Here is a 19230-nt window from a genome sequence, read left to right as displayed (position 1 = left end):
CTCGCGCCAGGACACGCAAATCCGCAGCCTGCAGAAGATCAGCCTGGCGGCGCAGGAGGAGATTGTACTGAGCGTGGGCGGCAACGCCGTGCGCATTACCGCCGAGGGCATCAGTACGCTGGGCAAGACCATGGTGTTTGGCGGCTTCTCGGTGACGGGCAAGCAGCAACTGAGCGTGGGGCTGCCGGATTTCCCGGTGTCGCAGGTGAAGGCGCCGTTGCAATTACAGCTGCAACAAGGCCCGGAGGGGAGCATAGGCTGGGCACGCATGCCGTATACCGTGCTGGCCAACGGGGTGGAAGTCAGCAAGGGCGTGATGGGCGCGGATGGCACCATCCCGCTGACGCACGAGGCAGGTATCCAGCGTTATCAGGTGCGATTGGCAAATGGCACGCGCTTTGAAATTCCGGTGGCGCAAGACTTCAGCAATCCAAACAAGGGGGAATTGGCCAATCAGGGCCTGCCCAAGCTCTGGGACGATACCGGCGTCATCGACACCATCCGCCAGCGCTATCAAGCCTTGCTCAGCATAGCGGCCACTGACCATCAACATCAGGAGGAATCATGAACCGCGCCAAGCAGATTCAACAAACTGTTCCTGTCCTCGCCTGCGATCTCAAGGGCAGGGCCAATACCCAATGGCATGTCAACGGCTCGAACTATGCGCCGTGTGAGGCCACTTATCGGCCACTCAATTGCGGTGAAGAAGCGTTCCGCGAGGTGTATCAGGCCATTGCGGCAGCCAAGCATTGCATCGACATTATTTGCTGGGGGTTTCAGCCTTCCATGTTCTTTATCCGCGATGGCGGCAAGTCGCTGATGATAGGCCAGTTGCTGGAGCAAAAAGCCAAGCAGGGCGTCAGCATCAAAGTCCTCGGCTGGGATATGTCTCCCTTGGGGCTGAATGTCTCTGGCATGGCAGGCGAGGCGAATCTGCCGGGGGTAGGAGGCGGCCTCAAGAACCGTAACAAGGTCTTCCGCCTGGATGACAAGCGCAGCTATAGCCAAGGCGGGCAATACACCTCGACCGATGCGCAATTCGCCTACGATCAATACTGGTTTGCCACCTATATGGACACCAGGGCGCCGGAAGAAGCCACCGGCGGCAACGATGCCTTTGCACTGCGCCTGCAAAGAGCGCAATTGAAAAAGCTCAATGCCGGCAAAACACTGCGTTTTCATGGGCGGGGGTTTTCCAATTTCGACCGTGGGGAAATTGCCGCGCGCATGGAGCGCCTGCGCCGCCTGCCAGGCCAGGCCATGTCCGACACCCAGAAAGCCGCCTTGGCAGCTTTACCCAGTCATCACCAAAAAACCGTGCTGGTGGACTATGTCGACCCTGACCGTGCCATTGGTTTTGTCATGGGCCACAACATGCTGGACGAATACTGGGATACCGAGGCCCACCACTATCTGCCCAAAGCGCCAGATGCCGGACGCAATGGCTACGGCCCGCGCCAGGATATTTCTGCCATGGTCAGCGGCCCGGTGCTGTGGTATCTGCACGATAACTTTGCCAAAGCCTGGCAACACAATACCGACGAAGACCTGGCCGCCGAACCGGCACGCCAACGCGCCAGCCAGCGTTACCGCGACACCACGCAAGCCTGCGCGCTGCTACGCCATGACAAGGGTCAGGCCACCATGGCACAAGTGTTCCGCACCCAGCCACAGGAAAAATGCACCGACATTGCCAGGCTGTATTTTCAGGCGGTCAACAACGCCACCCGCCTGATCTACATCGAAAACCAGTATTTCCGCTGGCTGCCGCTGGCCGAAGAAATCAAGCAGGTCGCGCAAAACCTGGTGCAACACGGTGCCCACCCCGGTCAGTACGGCGATTTATACCTGTTTGTCGTCACCAATAGCGACGATGACGGCGTCGGCAAAGGCACGGTCAACACCTACAAAATGCTGGACAGCCTGGGCCGCGCCGACACCATCCCCAATGTGGCGCGCAGCCAGGAAATCGACTGGCGCAAGCAGCAACTGGAACAAGCAAAAGCCAAGCAAGCCAGGCTGGAATCCCAGGTCAACCGCTCGGCCGCGCAGGCGCAACGCGGCGCAGGCCATGAGGCCCTGCTCAAACAGGTGAATGAAGCCAGGGACGAGGTAGTCAAGGCCAAGGACGCGCTGCAAGCCAGCCGCGTGGCACGCGAAGCCGCACAGAAACGCGGCAAGGAACAAACCATCCAGCCGCAAACCGTGCCCGGCCTGAAAATACACCTGTGCACCCTGGTGGCCCCCGACTCCCCCGGCTATCAGCCGGACGTGTACCGCCCTGTCTCAGAACTGGTCAGCGCCCAGGAGTCGCTGGCCAAACGCAATGGCATCCCGACCTACCCCATCCCGCGCCAGCTGATCAAGAACACCAGCTGGGTGCCGGTGTATGTGCACAGCAAGCTGATGATTGTCGACGATGTGATGATTACCAACGGCTCGGCCAATCTCAATGTGCGCAGCATGGAGGTGGATAGCGAGCTGAATATCATGTCGCCCAATGCCAAGGTGGCACGCGCCTTTCGTCAGCGGCTGTGGAAACAACATACCACCGGGCATTTTGGTAAAAAAATCACCTGGGGTCTGGCTGATGATGCTCAGGACGCCTATGACAAGTGGGCGAAATTACTAGATGCGAATAAGGCTGCCCAGTCTAAACATTTATCCCCAGAAGCCTCGCTGGTCGAGTTCTTCCGCGACAGCCCCGCCCTGTCAGACCTGGACTAAACCATGCGCTTATTCTTCTACCTGCCACTCAGCCTGTGCCTGCTCGGCTGTCAGGCCAAACCGGAGCATGCCATGCCCGATGTTTCTGCCGTTCACGCCAAACTGGCCTTCACCTGCACCTACGAGCAAGACCGCCTGCCGCCACTGAACCCGGAAGCCGAGCAGTTGTTCCGCTATGGCCGCTGGCTGTGGCGCGGCAATATCGTCGCCCCCAAGCCCGCCGTCTATGCCGACATGGCGCGCTATTACCGCATTGCCGCTGCCTACGGCCATTACAAAGCCAATTTCAATCTGCAAAACCTGTATAGCCAAGGCGTGATTGACGGCGATATCGAGGAAATGCTCGACCTCAACGATGCCTTGATCAAGGCCGGGATACCGGTTGGCTATTACCTGCTCGGCCACTATGTGGAGGGCGGCGTCGGCTATGACGCCAATAAAGAACTGGCCTTGAAATACTTCCGCAAAGCCGCCGACCTGGGCAATAAAGAGGCGCAATACTATGTCGGTGATTTACTCACCCGGCTGACCATCTCTGAACCGGTTCCTTATTCCATCGGCTTGCAAATGAAACATTGTGCAGCTGAGCAAGGGCATGGCAAGGCAGCCCGAGAGAGTGGCGTTGAATTAAAATATGACAAGAAATTTACCGAAGCGGTCAAGTATTTTGAGATGGGTGCCCGCGCCGGGGATTATGGTTCAGCCTCCTGGTTAGCCAGTGGCTATAAGGAAAACGATCCAGAAAGCCCGTTTTATCTTGCCTTGCCAGTGGATGAAGAACGGTCCAACCGTTATCGGCAGCTGAATCGCACCTTGATGAACTACGAAATCTTCAACCCGGTGCTGCCCGATCTGGCCGCGATTATTCCGCCCCCTCCAGCCCCACTGCCGGCCTGGGATGGCAAATTCCAATGGCTGCGCGACTTTGAGGCCAATATCCCGCCACCGCTGCCCACAGAGCAACGTATCCGCGAACTGGCCGAGGCCAAGGCGCTGGACCCAGCCACCGGCCGACCCGACCCCAAACGCCAACAGGCGCAAAAAGCCCAGGCCGCGCAAGCCAAGGCACTACCCTTGGGCAGCACCTGCCACACCGGCGAGAGCTGTCCGCAAAGCGGTATCTGGCATGCCCAGTTTCCACCGCACAGCATCAGCAACCGCCAGCCGGGTTATGACGTACAACGCTTTTTTGCCCAAGGCAGCCCGATGCCGCCAGTACCGGTGCACTACCCCCGCTTGCTGGGACGCTGGCTGGGCTACCCCAGCAAGATGGAGCCGGTGCGCTGGATTCTGATGGAGTACACCTGATGCACCCACTGCGCCCGTTGCCTTCATTCGGTCCGGCGCTTGGCGCACTGGCCTTGGCCCTGCTGCTGGGGGCCTGCCACGCCCAGCCACAGCACGCCATGCCCGATGTTTCTGCCGTTCAGGCCAAACTGGCCTTCAGCTGCGCCTACGAGCAGGACCGCCTGCCGCCGCTGAACCCGGAAGCCGATCTGCTGTTTAAATACGCCCGCTGGCTGTGGCGCGGCAATATCGTCGCCCCCAAGCCCGCCGTCTATGCCGACATGGCGCGCTATTACCGCATTGCCGCCGCCTACGGCCATTACAAAGCCAATTTCAATCTGCAAAACCTCTACAGCCAGGGGGTGATTGACGGCGATATCGAGGAAATGCTCGACCTCAACGACAGCCTGATCAAGGCGGGCATTCCCGTCGGTTACTACCTGCTCGGCCATTATGTGGAGGGCGGCGTCGGCTATGACGCCAATCCAGACCTGGCCTTGAAATACTTCCGCAAAGCCGCCGACCTGGGCAATAAAGAGGCCCAATACTATGTTGGCGACATTCTTGAAATGAAATTCATTGGTCAGCTTCCTATCCAATTGATCGGCAGTGCAATGAAACGCTGCGCAGCGGAACAGGGTCATGGTAAGTCCGCACAAGAAATGGGTATTAATTACCAGGGAAAAGGTAAGTTCAGCGAAGCAGTCAAGTATTTTGAGATGGGTGCCCGTGCTGGGGATTATCTATCGGCAGGGATGTTATCGGATGGGTTCAAGACAAAAGATCCCAACGATTCTGACTACCTCGCACTGCCAATTGATCAAGAACGGTCTGACCGTTATCAAAGCCTGATGCGGCAGTTAATGAACTACGAAATCTTCAACCCGGTGTTACCCGATCTGGCCGCGATTATTCCGCCCCCTCCAGCCCCGCTGCCACCCTGGGATGGCAAATTCCAATGGCTGCGCGACTTTGAGGCCAACATCCCGCCACCGCTGCCCACAGAGCAACGTATCCGTGAACTGGCCGAGGCCAAGGCGCTGGACCCGGCCACCGGCCGCCCCGACCCCAAACGCCAGCAAGCGCAAAAAGCCCAGGCCGCGCAAGCCAAGGCGCTGCCCTTGGGCAGCACCTGCCAAACAGGCGAGCCCTGCCCGCAAAGCGGTATCTGGCATGCCCAGTTTCCACCGCACAGCATCAGCAACCGCCAGCCGGGGTATGACGTGCAGCGCTTTTTTGCCCAGGGCAGCCTGATGCCGCCGGTGCCGGTGCACTACCCCCGGCTACTGGGGCGCTGGCTGGGCTACCCCGCCCAGCTAGAGCCGGTGCGCTGGATTCTGATGGAGTACGCCTGATGCGCCCACTGCGCCCGTTGCCTTTATTCGGTCCGGCGCTTGGCGCACTGGCCTTGGCCCTGCTGCTGGGGGCCTGTCAGGCCAAACCGGAGCACGCCATGCCCGATGTTTCTGCCGTTCAGGCCAAACTGGCCTTCAGCTGCGCCTACGAGAAGGACCGCCTGCCGCCGCTCAACCCGGAAGCCGATCAACTGTTCAAATACGCCCGCTGGCTGTGGCGCGGCAATATCGTCGCCCCCACGCCCGCCGTCTATGCCGACATGGCGCGCTATTACCGCATTGCCGCGGCCTATGGCCATTACAAAGCCAATTTCAATCTGCAAAACCTGTACAGCCAGGGCGTGATTGACGGCGATATCGAGGAAATGCTCGACCTCAACGACAGCCTGATCAAGGCGGGCATTCCCGTCGGTTACTACCTGCTCGGCCATTATGTCGAAGGTGGCGTCGGCTATGACGCCAATAAAGACCTAGCCTTGAAATACTTCCGCAAAGCCGCCGACCTGGGCAATAAAGAGGCCCAATACTATGTTGGCGACATTCTTGAAATGAAATTCATTGGTCAGCTTCCTATCCAATTGATCGGCAGTGCAATGAAACGCTGTGCAGCGGAACAGGGTCATGGTAAGTCCGCACAAGAAATGGGTATTAATTACCAGGGAAAAGGAAAGTTCAGCGAAGCGGTCAAGTATTTTGAGATGGGTGCCCGCGCCGGGGATTATGGTTCAGCCTCCTGGTTAGCCAGTGGCTATAAGGAAAACGATCCAGAAAGCCCGTTTTATCTTGCCTTGCCAGTGGATGAAGAACGGTCCAACCGTTATCGGCAGCTGAATCGCACCTTGATGAACTACGAAATCTTCAACCCGGTGCTGCCCGATCTGGCCGCGATTATTCCGCCCCCTCCAGCCCCACTGCCGGCCTGGGATGGCAAATTCCAGTGGCTGCGCGACTTTGAGGCCAATATCCCGCCACCGCTGCCGTCAGAGCAACGCATCCGCGAACTGGCCGAGGCCAAGGCGCTGGACCCAGCCACCGGCCGCCCCGACCCTAAACGCCAGCAAGCGCAAAAAGCCCAGGCTGCGCAAGCCAAGGCCCTGCCCTTGGGCACCACCTGCCAAACAGGCGCGCCCTGCCCGCAAAGCGTTCACACAAATGGCCTTCCCTGCGCACCTTATCGGGAGTTGATTGATGCGCAATGACCTGCGTCCCTTGCAGCAATTCCGCTACCCCGTGCTGCCACGCTGGTGGTGGCTGCTGGGGTTGTTTCTGCTCTGTCTGGCAATCAACCTGGGCTGGGGGCTACTGTATTACGCCAAGACTGCTGACAAGTCGGTCTCTTCCCTCACTTTCTGGACCCATGCGCTGGGTTATGGCTTGGCTGTGGCTTGCGTATTGCTGGCCAGCATATTGGCTGGTTTCAGCGTGATGACGCTGCGGGTGGCGCGACAGAATCGCAAACTTGCCGCACAGCACACCTGGCAACAGCGGCGCATGCAGGAAGGTGCGGCGGTGTTGCATTCCGTGCTGCTTGGACCGGCCTGCTTGAACGAGGCTGATCGCCAGCAACTGGTAGAGGATGCGCCCACACGGGCAGCACCCATCGAGGCATTTGGGGAGTGGCATATTCCGGACCTGAGCGGAAGCGACAGCGATAACGCCAGTCGCGCGGTACAACTGGCTGGTGCACTGGCCAGCCGTTTGGCTGCCAGTTGGCCGGTTTCCGCTCAACCGCAGACCGTGGCATGGCGGGGTAGCCCGGCTAGTTGGCAGGCTTTTCAGGCTGCCTTGCAAAAAGAGGGAATCCGCTGCCCACAGCGCGTCAAGTCCCTGGCCGATATCGAAGACCTGGATGTGTGGATTGACCAGTTGCACGACGAGGCTGCACCACTGAAGCAGGTGATGCTGGCTGGCCTGAATATCCCGACAGGAACACCAGCCACCGGACAAGCTGCCATGCCGTGTGAAGCCGGCTTTGCCTTGCTGTTGCAAGCCAGTGTGCCTGCCAGCGCCATGCTGCATCGACCGGTTGAAATTGAAGGCAGTGCTGATTTACGCCGCGCCCAACACAATGCCGCCCTAGACCGTGCACCAGGATTTATCCAGCTGCAGCCACAGCATGTGGCGTGCGCTGCAGAGGCTGAATGGGTGGCTACACCATTGAAATTGCCAGACTACTGGGGGGATGTCGGCCCATTGGCCCCCTGGGTTCTGCTGCTGAGCGCGCTGGACCGGGCACAGCTCAGCGGGCAGCCCGTGGGCTGGCATGTCCAGCAAGCAGCGCAAACATGGGCGGGCCTGGTATTGCCGCCTACAAACCTTGAACAAGGAGAGCAATCATGAGTCGCTATGCCATTCGTCAGCACGATAGCCTGACAGGAGGAGGAGAGGTGCTGGATGTGATTCCGGACGGCCCGGTTGTTGAGGGAATTGGCGTGAGTTTTGTCGGTGGCAAGGCCAAATGCTTCCGTTGCGGCCAGGTGGGAACCATTGTGGCGGACGGCCCGCGTGGTTCGGTGGGCAGCCTTAATGGCTATACCGTTGCGCTGAACAATGACCTGGTGATGTGCCACTGCCCGGTTCCACCACGCTTGCTGCATTCCAGTACTGCCTGGCAGGTGGATTAAGCGCGTTACACACCGTCATTGCTATTCAAGGAATCAAAGGAATCACAGGAATGTCAGAGCAACACCATGCACTCCCCTCCCCCGGTTATGGCTAGCTCGCCGCTGCACTCGCCCTGTTGCTGCTGGGCATTACGCTGATGTCTGGCCTGTATCTGGCGGGCTTTTATGCACAAGGCAGTGATCGGCTATGGGTCAGTGTGCTCATCCTGGTCGTGGTGTTGCTGGGGGTGGGGCTTGCCTATTGCTGGCATGGCTGGCGGCTGCGGCAAGCACTGCCAGAGCACGCCGGGCGGCTGAGCGATACGGCTCAGCCGCAAGAAGTAAGTGTATCGGTACGCCAGCAACTGGGCACGCTGACAAGCAAGCGTCTGCGCAAAGCCTGGGTTGCTGTCATCGAGAATCCGCTGGATCTCCCGACAGCTGACGATCAAGCAGCCAGGCGCTGGCAGGAAAGCGACACGGCCTTGTTCATTCCTGTACCGGATAGTGTCCCAGCACCAGCGCTGCGTACCCTGCGTGGCCATTGGCGTCCACCGCTGGACGGCGTGATGCTGGTTACGCCCACGCTACCGGACGTGGGCAGCCCGGCGCTGCAACAGTTGCTGGATTTCAACCAACGCAGTGGCTGGCGGCTGCCACTGGGCCTGGCACTGAGCGGCTGGACCGTGCCTGCCGCAGGGGTGGTCTGCCAGCTAAGGGATGCCAGTAACACGGAAACCACCACCCGCGATTTGCAGCAGCTGGCTTGGGCGCTCGCCGTGGAGGGGCAGACGGATGTGTTAAAGCAGTCGTCGGACAACAAGCGTCTGGCGCTGTCGGCAGCGCTGGACCAGCCCGACATCATCAAACACTTGGCACAGCAGCTACGCGCCATCAGCCAGCAGTTACCGCCGGGGCAGCCACTGGTACAGCTAGGCTGGGTGGCAGACGACACAGCGCTACTCCCCACCACCACACGGCCCTGGCAGCAGTTTTCGCCCCGTCGGCACCGGCTGTCGCACAGCGACAAGGCAGGTTGGGCGGTCACTGCCATGGTCGGCTTGCTGTTATTGGGAGTGGCGCTATCGTTTCAGCACAATTTCCAGATAATCCAGCAGGCAAAAAAACAACAGCAGGCACTGCAACAGGCCGCTTCTCTGCCTCAGGCCCTACCCGCTCTGGCGACGGTGCAGCAGCATATCAGCCAATTGCAGCAGGCACAGCGTCAGGGCTTGCCGTGGTGGTGGCGTCTGGGTCTGAACCAGCTACCTGCGGTACAGCAGGCCTTGCTGGATGGTTATGGCAAGGCCGTGCAGCGCTGGCTGGTGGAACCGGCACGGCAGAATTTGCGTCAGGTGTTGCAGGCCTTGAATGCACTGCCATTAAACAGCGGAGACAATGTCTTGTTACAGCAAGCGCAACGGCAGGGCTATGACAGCCTGAAGGCCTACCTGATGCTGGACCAGCCGGTACGGGCGCAGCCAGCCTTTTTGAGCGCGCAACTCGTGCAGGCGGATGGGTTGGCACAAGGCAGGCGGGCCGATGTACTGCGCTTTTACAGCCAGCAGCTGCCAAGCCAGGCAGGCTGGCGGCAGGCTGCCGACCCCGCCGTGGTGGCTGCGGCACGCCAAACGCTGCTGTCACTCAATGGCATCGAGCATGATGATGCCACGCTGTACCAAACCATCTTGAAACAGGCAGCAGCCAAGTACCCGCCACGCAGTGCCGCCAGCCTGCTGCCGGGGGTGGATAGCCGCGGGCTGTTTGCCCTGCCCGGCACTGTAGCGGGCATTTATACCCGCGAGGCCTGGGAAGGATATTTGAAGGAGGCGTTTGAGCAGGCCGACCCCAAACAGGGCAGCGAAGCGGGCTGGGTATTGGGCGTTGCCAGCAGCAAGATCGAGGGGCCGCTGCTGGCACAACGGCTGCGCCAGCGCCACTTTGCCGATTATGCTGCCGCCTGGCAGGCCTTTCTCAACCGGCTGCACTGGCAGAACACCACATCGCTGGCCGCCGCCAGCGAACAGTTGAATGCCTATGCCGACCCGCAACGCTCGCCGCTGCAAGCCTTGATGGCGATGTTGCAATATCAGGGCCGCGCCGGGGCGGCAGAGAAGTCACTGGCCAGCAATCTGCTGGATAAAACCCGCCAGTTGGTGGGCAAGAAGGCGGTAAACGAGCAAGGTACAGATGCCGACCCGCTGAGCGCCGCCTTTGGCCCCTTGCTGGCACTCAGCGTTCCGCCAGATGGCAATAACACGGGCAATAGCACACCTGCCAGCAGCGTCAGCCTGACCCGCTATCTGGAAACCCTCACCGCAGCACGGCTGAAGCTGCAACAACTGGCCGCCAGCCCCAATCCGGATGCGGCAGCCCGCCAACTGGCGCAGGCCCTGTTCCAGGGACGGCAGAATGAAATCAGCGACGGGCAGAAATACGCCGCCCTGCTGGCCGCCAGCCTGGGCCAGGAATGGGCGGGGTTTGCCCAGGAAGCCTTTGTCAGCCCGCTAGATGAGGCTGGTGCCGTAGTGCTGTTGCCTGCGGCGGCGGACATCAATGCGCTGTGGCGGCGCAGCATCGTACTGCCATGGGGCAGCGAGATGAGCGGACGTTACCCTTTCAACAGTACCGACAACGATGCCGCCATCCCGGCCCTTGGCCGCTATCTGGCCCCGCAACAGGGCGAGATTGCCCGCTTCTTGCAGCAAACACTGGGCGGTGCGCTGGTACAGGAAGGTGACCAATGGCTGCCCAGCCCCAATCTGGCCAATGCTGCACCGTTTGAAGCTGCCTTCCTCAATGCCATCAACAGCCTCAGTCGGCTGGCCAGCCGCTGGTTTACCGAAGGAGACGCTGCTTATAGCTTTGAACTGCAGCCGGTGGCGATGCCGGGTTTGGTCCGCACCGAACTGACGGTGGATGGGCAAACCGTGAGTTATTTCAACCAGCAAGCCAGCTGGAGCGCACTACGTTGGCCGGGCCATGCCCAGCAGCCGGGCAGTCAACTGGTGTGGGAATCGCTGAAGACCGGTAGCCGGCAAACACTGGCATTCAACGGGCGTTGGGCGTTTATCCGTCTGCTGGAGCAGGCCAAGGTGGAGCAACTGGACAAGGCACGTTACCAGCTGGACTTTGCCCTGCCCGATGGGCTGACAGCGCGCTATATTCTGCGCACCAGCGCGGCGGATGGCCCGCTGGCCTTGCTCAAGCTGCGCCAATTCAGCCTGCCGGAACGGGTGTTTGTGTTACCGGGCGCACCGGCCCAGTCTCCAACCAGGACAGCGGACTAACGCCCGCCGGAGACATCCAGAATGCTGCCAGTGCAAAAGCTGGCGGCATCGGACAGCAGCCACACAATGGCGGCGGCTACTTCGTCGGGCAATCCACCACGCTGCATGGGCACGCCCGGTGCCAGCCGGGCCACCCGGCCGGGCTGGCCGCTGATGGCGTGGATGCCGGTTTCTATCAGCCCTGGGCGGACCGCGTTGACGCGGATTCCCTCGGCGGCCACTTCGCGCGCCAAGCCCAGTGTCAGGGTGTCGATGGCCCCTTTGCAGGCGGCGTAATCGACATATTCACCGGCGCTCCCCAGCCGGGAGGCGGCGGAGGACACATTGACGATGACCCCGCCTAGCCCACCGGCTGTGGTGGACATATGGCGTACCGCCTCGCGACAGCACAGCATGGGGCCGGCCACATTCAGTTGCAGCATATGCTGGATACGCGCGGCGCTGAAGTCCTGCAAGCGGCCCATGGGCGCGGTACTACCGGCATTGTTGACCAGTCCGTGCACCGCACCAAAACGCTGAACCACAGCGTCAAACAGCCGGATGATGTCTGCTTCCTCAGCCACATCGGCCTGAAACGCCTGTGCCACACCACCGGCGGCCTGAATACTGGCTACCACGTGTGCTGCGCCAGCGGCATCCTGCCGGTAATTGACGGCCACCTGCCAACCGGCCGCTGCCGCCTGCAAGGCAGTGGCGGCACCAATGCCGCGGGAGGCACCGGTAATCAGCAGGGTGCGCGCCACTTCAGCTTTGTCCTTCACGCAGGAAGCGTTGATACCAGCCCACACGGGCGGCGCGAGCGGTGTCGAAAGTCTGCGCCAAGGCATCGGCATCGGCGGCCTCTACCTGGGCAGTCAAGGTAGCCAGCGCCTGGCGGTAGCGTTCCAGTTCGTCCAGCAAGGCGCTGCGATTGGCCATGGTGATGTCTTTCCACATTTCCGGGTGACTGCCGGCAATGCGCGTGAAATCGCGAAACCCGGTGGCGGCAAAATCAAAGCAGCGCCGCGCGTCCTCCTTGCCTGCCACCATGCCGACATAGGCAAAAGCCAACAGGTGAGGCAGATGGCTGACGGTGGCAAACACGCTGTCGTGTTCTTCCGGTCGCATGCGGTGAATCACCGCACCGCAGGCCTGCCACAGTTCGGCCACGGTATCGCAGGCTGCCATGGTGGTTTGCGGCAAGGGAGTGAGCACCACCTTGCGCTTTTCATACAGGCCGTATTGCGCTGCGGCAGCGCCGGACAAATCAGACCCGGCAATGGGGTGGGCCGGTACACAGTTGGCCAGCTGCTGCGGCAGGTATTGGGCAAACAGCTGGGCTACATCACCCTTGGTGCTGCCGGCATCGGTCACGATGGCATGCGGCGGCAAATGCGGTGCCATGGACTGCATCATCCGGCCCATCTGCCCCACCGGGCAGGCCAGCAATACCATATCGGCCCGGCTGGCCACGGCGGCCAGGTCCTGGCTGATTTCGTCCACCACACCCAGCTCCAGCGCACGGGTGAGGTTTTCCAGTGTGCGACCAACGCCAATGACGTGCTGCACCTTGCCTGCGCGTTTGAGCGACAAGGCAAACGAACCACCGATCAAACCGACGCCAACCACCACCAAGGTGGACATTCCCTGCTGCACACGACTCCCCTTTCCTGCGCGATCACCCGGACTCTGCTCACCCACGAACATGGGCGAAGGGTCTATGATAAGCGATTTTGCACCACTGCAAAGCCCGCATGCCTCAGGAAGGAAAGCCCAGCATGACCAGCCAGCTTTACGTGTATTACAAGATTGCCGCCGACGACGGGCCGGCTTTACTGCCCCAACTGCGTCAGATGCAGGCCGTACTGGCGCAACAGGGCGTGGAAACCAGCCTGATGCGGCGCCAGGACGACAGCGCGCAGCAGGCTATACAAACCTGGATGGAAGTGTATCGGGGCATTACAGATAAGCAGGCCTTTTTGCGGCAGTTGCAGCAGGCGCTACACGAGCATGGGCTGGAAACCTTGTCGGGCGCACGTCACATGGAGTGGTTTGTCCCGCTGGAAGCGTAAGCCGTAGGGCAGGCTGCCACCGGCTGGCACGCTCAGAATGGCAGATTGAGCAATTCTGCCGGGCGGGCCAGATGAAAGCCCTGCACGAAATCACAGCCGGCAGCACGGGCGATATCCAGCTGCATTGCGCTCTCTATCCCCTCGCCCACCACCAGCGCACCGTGCAGATGCAGAATGTCCACCAGCTTTGCCAGCTTGTCGCGAACGCTGGGGCGCATCAGCGCATGGCGCATCAGCACCTTGTCCAGCTTGACGTAGTCCGGCTCCAGCAGCCAGACACGTTCCAGATTGGACGCCCCCTGGCCAAAGTCGTCCAGCGCAATCTTGAAGCCCAGACTGCGATAGCGCTGCACGGCTTCCAGCAGGCGTAGCGGGTCGCTGACGGCGTCCTCCACCACTTCCAGACAGATGTGGCTGGCCGGGATATTCAGTTGCTGCAGCACTTCGGCAAAAAACTGGCCATGCGCCTCGCTGACATTCACCAGATGCTGGGCATTCACATTCAGGGACAGGATCAGGTCCGGCCCTGGGTGTTGCAACAGGAAATTGAGCAAGTGCAGACAGCGCAGCTGACGGTCGAGAAACACCGAGCGTCGCGGTGAGGTTTCGGCAGCAAACAATACGGTAGGAATCAACTGGCCGCCAAAGCTGTCGGTCACGCGGGCCAGTGCTTCCACCGACCACAAGCGCGTAGTGCCATCAGCCTCCAGCGCATACACCGGCTGGAATACCGAGCGGAAGCGCCATTCTTCGTGGCGGCCACGTACGCGTCCGGCTTGCAGGTTGAGAGGGTATTGTTCGAACTGGTGTGCGTTCAGCAGTTGATTGATGAAGGCCAGGTCGTGTTCGATGGGTGCCAGTGCGGCGGACTGTTGACAGGCAAGCTGTTCCAGCAGGCTGGCTGCCACCATGCTGATTCTCCTTGGCGCATCGCGGATGCAGGCCGGAACACGGAAGGGAAACCGCTCCCTTCATCGTGGCTGCCACTATAACGAGCGCCATTTAGCGCCAGAAATAATTTAATCAGCAAACCTTATGCAAATTTTATCTAAGTCAGAGGTACACGAGAGAGGCGACACTGCGGCAAGGCAGTCGCCCGGCAGGAGAAACAGCACGCCAGCTTAGGCCTGACTGGCCAGCAGCGCTTGCAGCTGTGCGCAGCAGAGATGATCGTGCGGCAGGCTCTGGCCGTCGATGCTGACCACCGGCCACAGGCCGATCAGACTATTGGACAGGAATACCGCATCAGCAGCTTGCAGTTGCGCAGGCAGAATCTCGGTCTCGGTCAGCGGGTAACCCAGTTGCGGGGCGTGGGCAAACAGCCAGTCGCGCAGCATGCCTTGCACGCCGTTCTGGTCCAGCCGCGGGGTGATGATCTGCTGTCCTTGCACCAGATAGACATTGCTCATGGTGGCTTCCACCAGCAGGCCACGGGTGTCCAGCATCAAGCCTTCGTGAATATCCGGGTCAGACCATTCCGAGCGGGCCAGCACATTCTCCAGCCGGTTCAGGTGCTTGATACCGGCCAGCCGTGGCTGACAGGCCAGCCGGGTGTCACACCAGCGCACATGCACCCCGTCACGAGCACGCTCGGGCGGATAACCGGCCCAGGCGGTGACGGACACCATGCGGGTGGGCTGACAATCGGCAGGCATGGCATAGCCGCGCGCACCGACACCACGGGTAAGCACAATCTTGGCCACGCCCTGCGCCAGGCCGCCTGCCAGCTGGCCGATCTCATCCAGCAGCAGGGCCGCATCCGGCACGGGCAGCTGCAAGCGGCTGGCATCGGCCGCCAGCCGCCGGTATTGCCAGGCCCACAAGCGGGGCTGGCCAGCACGGATTTCGATGGTGCGGTAAATGCCGTCACCATAGGCCAGGCCACGATCCAGTGCGGAAATCTGCTCGCCCGGCTGGCCGTTGATCAGCATCGCCATCAGGCTTGCTCCACCCCAAGCGCGCGCAGCAGGCCGCGTGCCTTATGGCGGGTTTCCTGCAATTCACGTTCCGGGTCTGAATCCGCCACGATGCCGCCCCCGGCACGGAAGCGTAGCTGCTGCCCTTCCTGCATGAAGGTACGAATCAAAATATTCAGGTCCATGCTGCCATCGCGGTTGAGATAACCCAGGCTGCCGGTATAAGCACGACGCGCGCTGTTTTCCAGTTCGCGGATGATTTGCATGGTGCGCACCTTGGGGCAACCGGTGATGGTACCGCCAGGGAATAGCGCACGTATGGTGTCGGCCGGGGAGATGTCCGCGCGCAAGCGGCCACGGATATTGGATTCGATGTGGTGAACGTAGGCATAGCTTTCCACCGCCATCAGTTCGTCCACTTCCACTGTGCCGGGCTGGCTGATGCGGCCAAGGTCGTTGCGTTCCAGGTCGATCAGCATCACGTGCTCGGCGCGCTCCTTGATGCTGGAAATCAGCCGCTGCTTGAGGGCGGCATCTTCGGTCGGGTCCGGCGAGCGCGGATGGGTGCCGGCAATCGGCCGGGTATCGGCCCAGCCATCGCGCACCCGCACCAGCCGCTCGGGCGAGGAGCTGACAATCTGCGCGCTGCCAAAATCCGCCAGCGCGGAAAACGGCGCGGGGTTGGCGCGGCGCAGCGCGGCAAACAGGTCCGGCGCGGCAACTTCGCTCCCCAGTTCGGCACGCCAGCCGCGTGAAATGTTCACCTGGAACACATCACCTTCATAGATGTACTGCTTCAGCCGCAGCACGGCATCGGTATACCACTGCGGCGGGTCTTCCTGCAGCGATTGCAAGCTGACCGGATGCGGATTGAATGGCGCAATGCCGTGCACCAGCTGTTGCAGATGCTGCAATTGCCCAGCAGTTTCGGCCACCAGCCAGGCGGTTTGCTCGCACCGGTTGATCAACAGCGCAGCCGGCACCCGCGCCATGGCCGCCAGCGGAAAACTGTCAGGCAATGCTTCTGGCACTTTGGGCTCGAACTGCGACAGCAAGTCGTAGCCCAGGTAAAGGAAATAGCCACCGACAAAAGGCAGACCATGCGGATTATCCACTGCCTGCGGCTGGAAACCGCGCAGCGTATCAACAAACGCCTCCCCTTCCCCACTGTGGTAAAGCGTGGTGCTGTCGGCGGCAAACAGCATGTCCCAGCCCTGATCGCCGGAGGACATCAGCAGGAAGGGAAATTCCGCACGATGGGCGGCATGCAGGGCCAACAGGTCGGGAAGGAAGTCGAGTCGTTCGGTAAACATGCCTGTTCCACACAGCGGCATTGCAAGCGCCGCAAAAAAAGAAAACCGCCGCGAGTGTATCGCAGCGGTTCGGGCTGTCAATGCGTTTTCGCGCTGCGCTGCAATAGCACCACAGCACGATGTCGCCATTACATGCGCTTGAACACCAGGGTACCGTTGGTACCACCAAAACCAAACGAGTTGGAAATGGCGATGTCAATCTTCATGTCACGGGCGGTATTGGCCACGTAGTCCAGGTCACAACCGGCTTCCACATCCTGCTCGTGCAGGTTGATGGTGGGCGGCGATACCTGGTTGTACAGCGCCAGGATGGAGTAGATGGCTTCCACGCCGCCAGCACCGCCCAGCAAGTGGCCGGTCATCGACTTGGTGGAGTTCACCACCAGCTTCTTGGCGTGATCACCAAAGGCAATCTTCAGCGCGCTGGTTTCGTTGGCATCACCCAGCGGGGTGGACGTGCCGTGCGCATTCACATACTGCACCTGATCCGGGTTGATCCGGGCGTCGCGCAGTGCGTTCTGCACGCCGCGGGCCGGGCCATCCGCATTCGGGGCGGTAATGTGGTGGGCATCGGAACTCATACCAAAACCGATCAGCTCGGCATAGATACGCGCACCGCGCTTGACCGCGTGTTCGTATTCTTCCAGCACCAGCACACCGGCACCTTCGCCCATCACAAAGCCGTCACGGCCCTTGTCCCACGGACGGGACGCGGTTTCCGGCTCGTCATTGCGGGTGGACAGTGCCTTCATGGCGGCAAAACCGCCCATACCCAGCTTGGAAATGGCACCTTCGGCACCACCGGCCACCATCACGTCGGCATCACCGTACTGAATCATCCGGGCTGCATCGCCGATGCAGTGCGCACCGGTGGTGCAGGCAGACACGATGCCATACGACGGGCCTTGAAAGCCCTTCAGGATGGACACGTGGCCGGCGATCAGGTTGATCAGCGAACCGGGGATGAAGAAAGGACCGATTTTGCGGATGCCGTTTTCCTGTACGGCCACGCCGGTTTCCTCGATCAGCGGCAAACCGCCGATACCGGAACCGATATTGACGCCAACGCGGGTCTTGTCCAGATCTGCCACATCATCCAGGCCGGCATCTGCCACAGCTTGCAGCGCTGCTGCAATGCCGTAGTGGATGAACAGGTCGGAACGACGCGCTTCCTTGGGGGAAATATACGCGCTGATATCGAAGTCCTTGACCTCGCCGGCGATCTGGCAATTCAGGTCGCTGGCATCAAAACGGGTCACTTTGCCAATGCCGCTCTTGCCGGCCAACAGATTGGCCCAGCCAGTGGCAACATCATTGCCGACCGGGGAAATATGTCCCAGACCGGTTACTACAACTCTGCGTTTGGACACGAAGAATCTCCGTGAGTAGAGGGGAGGCAGTCTCCCGATGATCCCACAACTTCCGTGTGAAGTTGATGACAGTCAAACGGACGTTTGGAACCCTCTATAACAAAAGAACCTCTGCAGGCGAGCCAAGGCCACACCGCGCAGAGGTCCTGTACAGGCCTGAAAGTATTACTTGTTCAGGTGGGCGGTAACGTAATCAACGGCTTGCTGAACAGTGGTGATCTTTTCAGCTTCTTCGTCCGGGATTTCGCACTCGAACTCTTCTTCCAGAGCCATTACCAGCTCAACGGTGTCGAGGGAGTCAGCGCCCAGATCATCAACGAAGGACGATTCGATCTTGACTTCAGCTTCGTTTACGCCCAGTTGTTCGGCAACGATCTTTTTAACGCGCGCTTCGATGTTTTCCATTTGTCTAAACCCTTGACCTTTCTGATTCGGGATCACAAAACCCGTGTATTCTACAAAAAAAAATTAGAGCAGCCCACCTAAATCTTGTCTTTTGTTCGACAGGACCGGTTTAAGGCATAAACATGCCGCCATTGACATGCAGTGTTTGGCCGGTGATATAGGCCGCACGGTCCGATGCCAGGAAGGCGGTTGCGTCAGCAATATCCTTGGCATCGCCCAGGCGGCCCAGGGAAATCTGGCCCACCAGCGCGGTGCGCTGTTCTTCCGGCAGTGCACGGGTCATGTCGGTGTCGATAAAACCCGGTGCCACACAGTTTACCGTGATATTGCGACTGCCAACCTCGCGTGCCATGGACTTGGTGAAGCCCATGATACCGGCTTTGGCCGCTGCGTAGTTGGTTTGACCGGGATTGCCGGTGGCACCCACCACCGAAGCGATATTGATGATGCGACCCCAGCGGGCCTTCATCATGCCGCGCAGCACAGCCTTGGACGCCTTGAATACCGACTTCAGGTTGGTATCCATGATGGCATCCCAGTCGTCGTCCTTCATGCGCATCAACAGGCCGTCGCGGGTAATGCCGGCATTGTTGACCAGAATGGCCACTGCGCCGAATTCCTTGTCGATGGCGTCAACCAGCGCTTCAATGGCACCGTTTTCCGTCACGTTCAGCACACGACCAGCACCACCATTGGCAGCCAGACGTTCATTGATGGCAGCAGCGCCGGACTCGGAAGTCGCGGTACCAATGACAATGGCGCCCTCGGCTTGCAGCGCATCGGCAATGGCTGCGCCAATGCCACGCGAAGCGCCGGTAACCAGGGCTACTTTGCCTTGCAGACTCATTGAGGATGTCTCCTTGTTGTGTACATCACCAGCCACCAGCCGCGCACGATACCGGCTGGCAGCTGA

At 60.3% G+C, this 19230-nt stretch carries 17 protein-coding genes; 9 read left to right on the top strand and 8 right to left on the bottom strand.

Annotated features, from left to right (window positions below; translation table 11 throughout):
- The 8 genes from HWX34_RS12670 to HWX34_RS12635 all read left to right on the top strand — a co-directional run.
- On the top strand, window positions 1-568 hold a 568-nt coding region (locus HWX34_RS12670; RefSeq protein ID WP_218645166.1), incomplete at its 5' end, for a hypothetical protein.
- A complete protein-coding gene (locus tag HWX34_RS12665; protein ID WP_218645165.1) occupies window positions 565-2727 on the top strand; it encodes a phospholipase D-like domain-containing protein in 2163 nt (720 codons plus the stop codon). The genes HWX34_RS12670 and HWX34_RS12665, both read left to right, overlap by 4 nt.
- Window positions 2728-2730: 3 nt before the next feature.
- On the top strand, window positions 2731-4035 hold the full coding sequence (locus HWX34_RS12660) for a DUF6396 domain-containing protein (protein ID WP_178972582.1): 1305 nt from the start codon (window positions 2731-2733) through the stop codon (window positions 4033-4035).
- Entirely contained in the window at window positions 4035-5369 is a 1335-nt protein-coding gene (locus HWX34_RS12655) for a DUF6396 domain-containing protein (RefSeq protein ID WP_178972581.1), read from the top strand. Before HWX34_RS12660 ends, HWX34_RS12655 begins: the two co-directional genes overlap by 1 nt.
- The gene (locus tag HWX34_RS12650) at window positions 5369-6568 is read left to right on the top strand and encodes a DUF6396 domain-containing protein (RefSeq protein ID WP_178972580.1); all 1200 of its coding nucleotides are present in this window, start codon (window positions 5369-5371) and stop codon (window positions 6566-6568) included. The genes HWX34_RS12655 and HWX34_RS12650 overlap by 1 nt, the downstream gene beginning before the upstream one ends.
- Window positions 6558-7709 (top strand): hypothetical protein, encoded by a 1152-nt coding sequence (locus HWX34_RS12645; protein ID WP_178972579.1) that lies wholly within the window; start codon window positions 6558-6560, stop codon window positions 7707-7709. Before HWX34_RS12650 ends, HWX34_RS12645 begins: the two co-directional genes overlap by 11 nt.
- On the top strand, window positions 7706-7993 hold the full coding sequence (locus HWX34_RS12640; RefSeq protein WP_178972578.1) for a PAAR domain-containing protein: 288 nt from the start codon (window positions 7706-7708) through the stop codon (window positions 7991-7993). Before HWX34_RS12645 ends, HWX34_RS12640 begins: the two co-directional genes overlap by 4 nt.
- Window positions 7994-8130: 137 nt before the next feature.
- Window positions 8131-11262, top strand: a complete 3132-nt coding sequence (locus tag HWX34_RS12635) for an ImcF-related family protein (RefSeq protein WP_178972577.1) — start codon at window positions 8131-8133, stop codon at window positions 11260-11262.
- On the opposite strand, the gene HWX34_RS12630 is transcribed toward HWX34_RS12635, so the two are convergent.
- Together HWX34_RS12630 and HWX34_RS12625 are read right to left on the bottom strand one after the other, a co-directional pair.
- Window positions 11259-12005, bottom strand: coding sequence for an SDR family oxidoreductase (locus HWX34_RS12630; protein ID WP_178972584.1), 747 nt, complete (start codon window positions 12003-12005; stop codon window positions 11259-11261). The genes HWX34_RS12635 and HWX34_RS12630 overlap by 4 nt on opposite strands.
- A 1-nt stretch (window position 12006) precedes the next feature.
- Window positions 12007-12885 (bottom strand): prephenate dehydrogenase/arogenate dehydrogenase family protein, encoded by an 879-nt coding sequence (locus HWX34_RS12625; protein ID WP_255496706.1) that lies wholly within the window; start codon window positions 12883-12885, stop codon window positions 12007-12009.
- A 134-nt stretch (window positions 12886-13019) separates the two neighbouring features.
- On the opposite strand from HWX34_RS12625, the gene HWX34_RS12620 reads away from it, so the two are divergent.
- Window positions 13020-13313 (top strand): DUF4936 family protein, encoded by a 294-nt coding sequence (locus tag HWX34_RS12620; RefSeq protein WP_178972575.1) that lies wholly within the window; start codon window positions 13020-13022, stop codon window positions 13311-13313.
- A gap of 32 nt (window positions 13314-13345) precedes the next feature.
- Here the strand turns inward: HWX34_RS12620 and HWX34_RS12615 are convergent, their stop codons facing one another.
- From HWX34_RS12615 to fabG, 6 genes are all read right to left on the bottom strand, one after another.
- A complete protein-coding gene (locus HWX34_RS12615; RefSeq protein ID WP_178972574.1) occupies window positions 13346-14224 on the bottom strand; it encodes an EAL domain-containing protein in 879 nt (292 codons plus the stop codon).
- 210 nt (window positions 14225-14434) lie between these two features.
- Window positions 14435-15250, bottom strand: a complete 816-nt coding sequence (pabC, locus tag HWX34_RS12610; RefSeq protein ID WP_178972573.1) for an aminodeoxychorismate lyase — start codon at window positions 15248-15250, stop codon at window positions 14435-14437.
- Window positions 15250-16542: an aminodeoxychorismate synthase component I gene (locus tag HWX34_RS12605; RefSeq protein ID WP_178972572.1), complete on the bottom strand. Its 1293-nt coding sequence runs from the start codon at window positions 16540-16542 to the stop codon at window positions 15250-15252. Before HWX34_RS12605 ends, pabC begins: the two co-directional genes overlap by 1 nt.
- A 128-nt stretch (window positions 16543-16670) precedes the next feature.
- The gene (gene fabF, locus HWX34_RS12600) at window positions 16671-17912 is read right to left on the bottom strand and encodes a beta-ketoacyl-ACP synthase II (RefSeq protein WP_178972571.1); all 1242 of its coding nucleotides are present in this window, start codon (window positions 17910-17912) and stop codon (window positions 16671-16673) included.
- Window positions 17913-18077: 165 nt separating this feature from the next.
- Window positions 18078-18317 carry an acyl carrier protein gene (gene acpP / locus HWX34_RS12595; protein ID WP_019103041.1) on the bottom strand — a complete coding sequence of 80 codons (240 nt, stop codon included), beginning with the start codon at window positions 18315-18317 and terminating at the stop codon, window positions 18078-18080.
- A gap of 109 nt (window positions 18318-18426) precedes the next feature.
- Complete coding sequence (fabG, locus tag HWX34_RS12590) at window positions 18427-19164, bottom strand: 3-oxoacyl-ACP reductase FabG (protein WP_178972570.1); 738 nt, start codon at window positions 19162-19164, stop codon at window positions 18427-18429.
- Window positions 19165-19230 lie beyond the last annotated feature (66 nt).

The sequence above is a fragment of the Aquitalea sp. LB_tupeE genome (genome assembly GCF_013391415.1).
Taxonomy (GTDB): domain Bacteria; phylum Pseudomonadota; class Gammaproteobacteria; order Burkholderiales; family Chromobacteriaceae; genus Aquitalea.
Note: the sequence above shows the minus strand (reverse complement) of the source record. Positions and strands in the feature narration are given on the sequence as shown.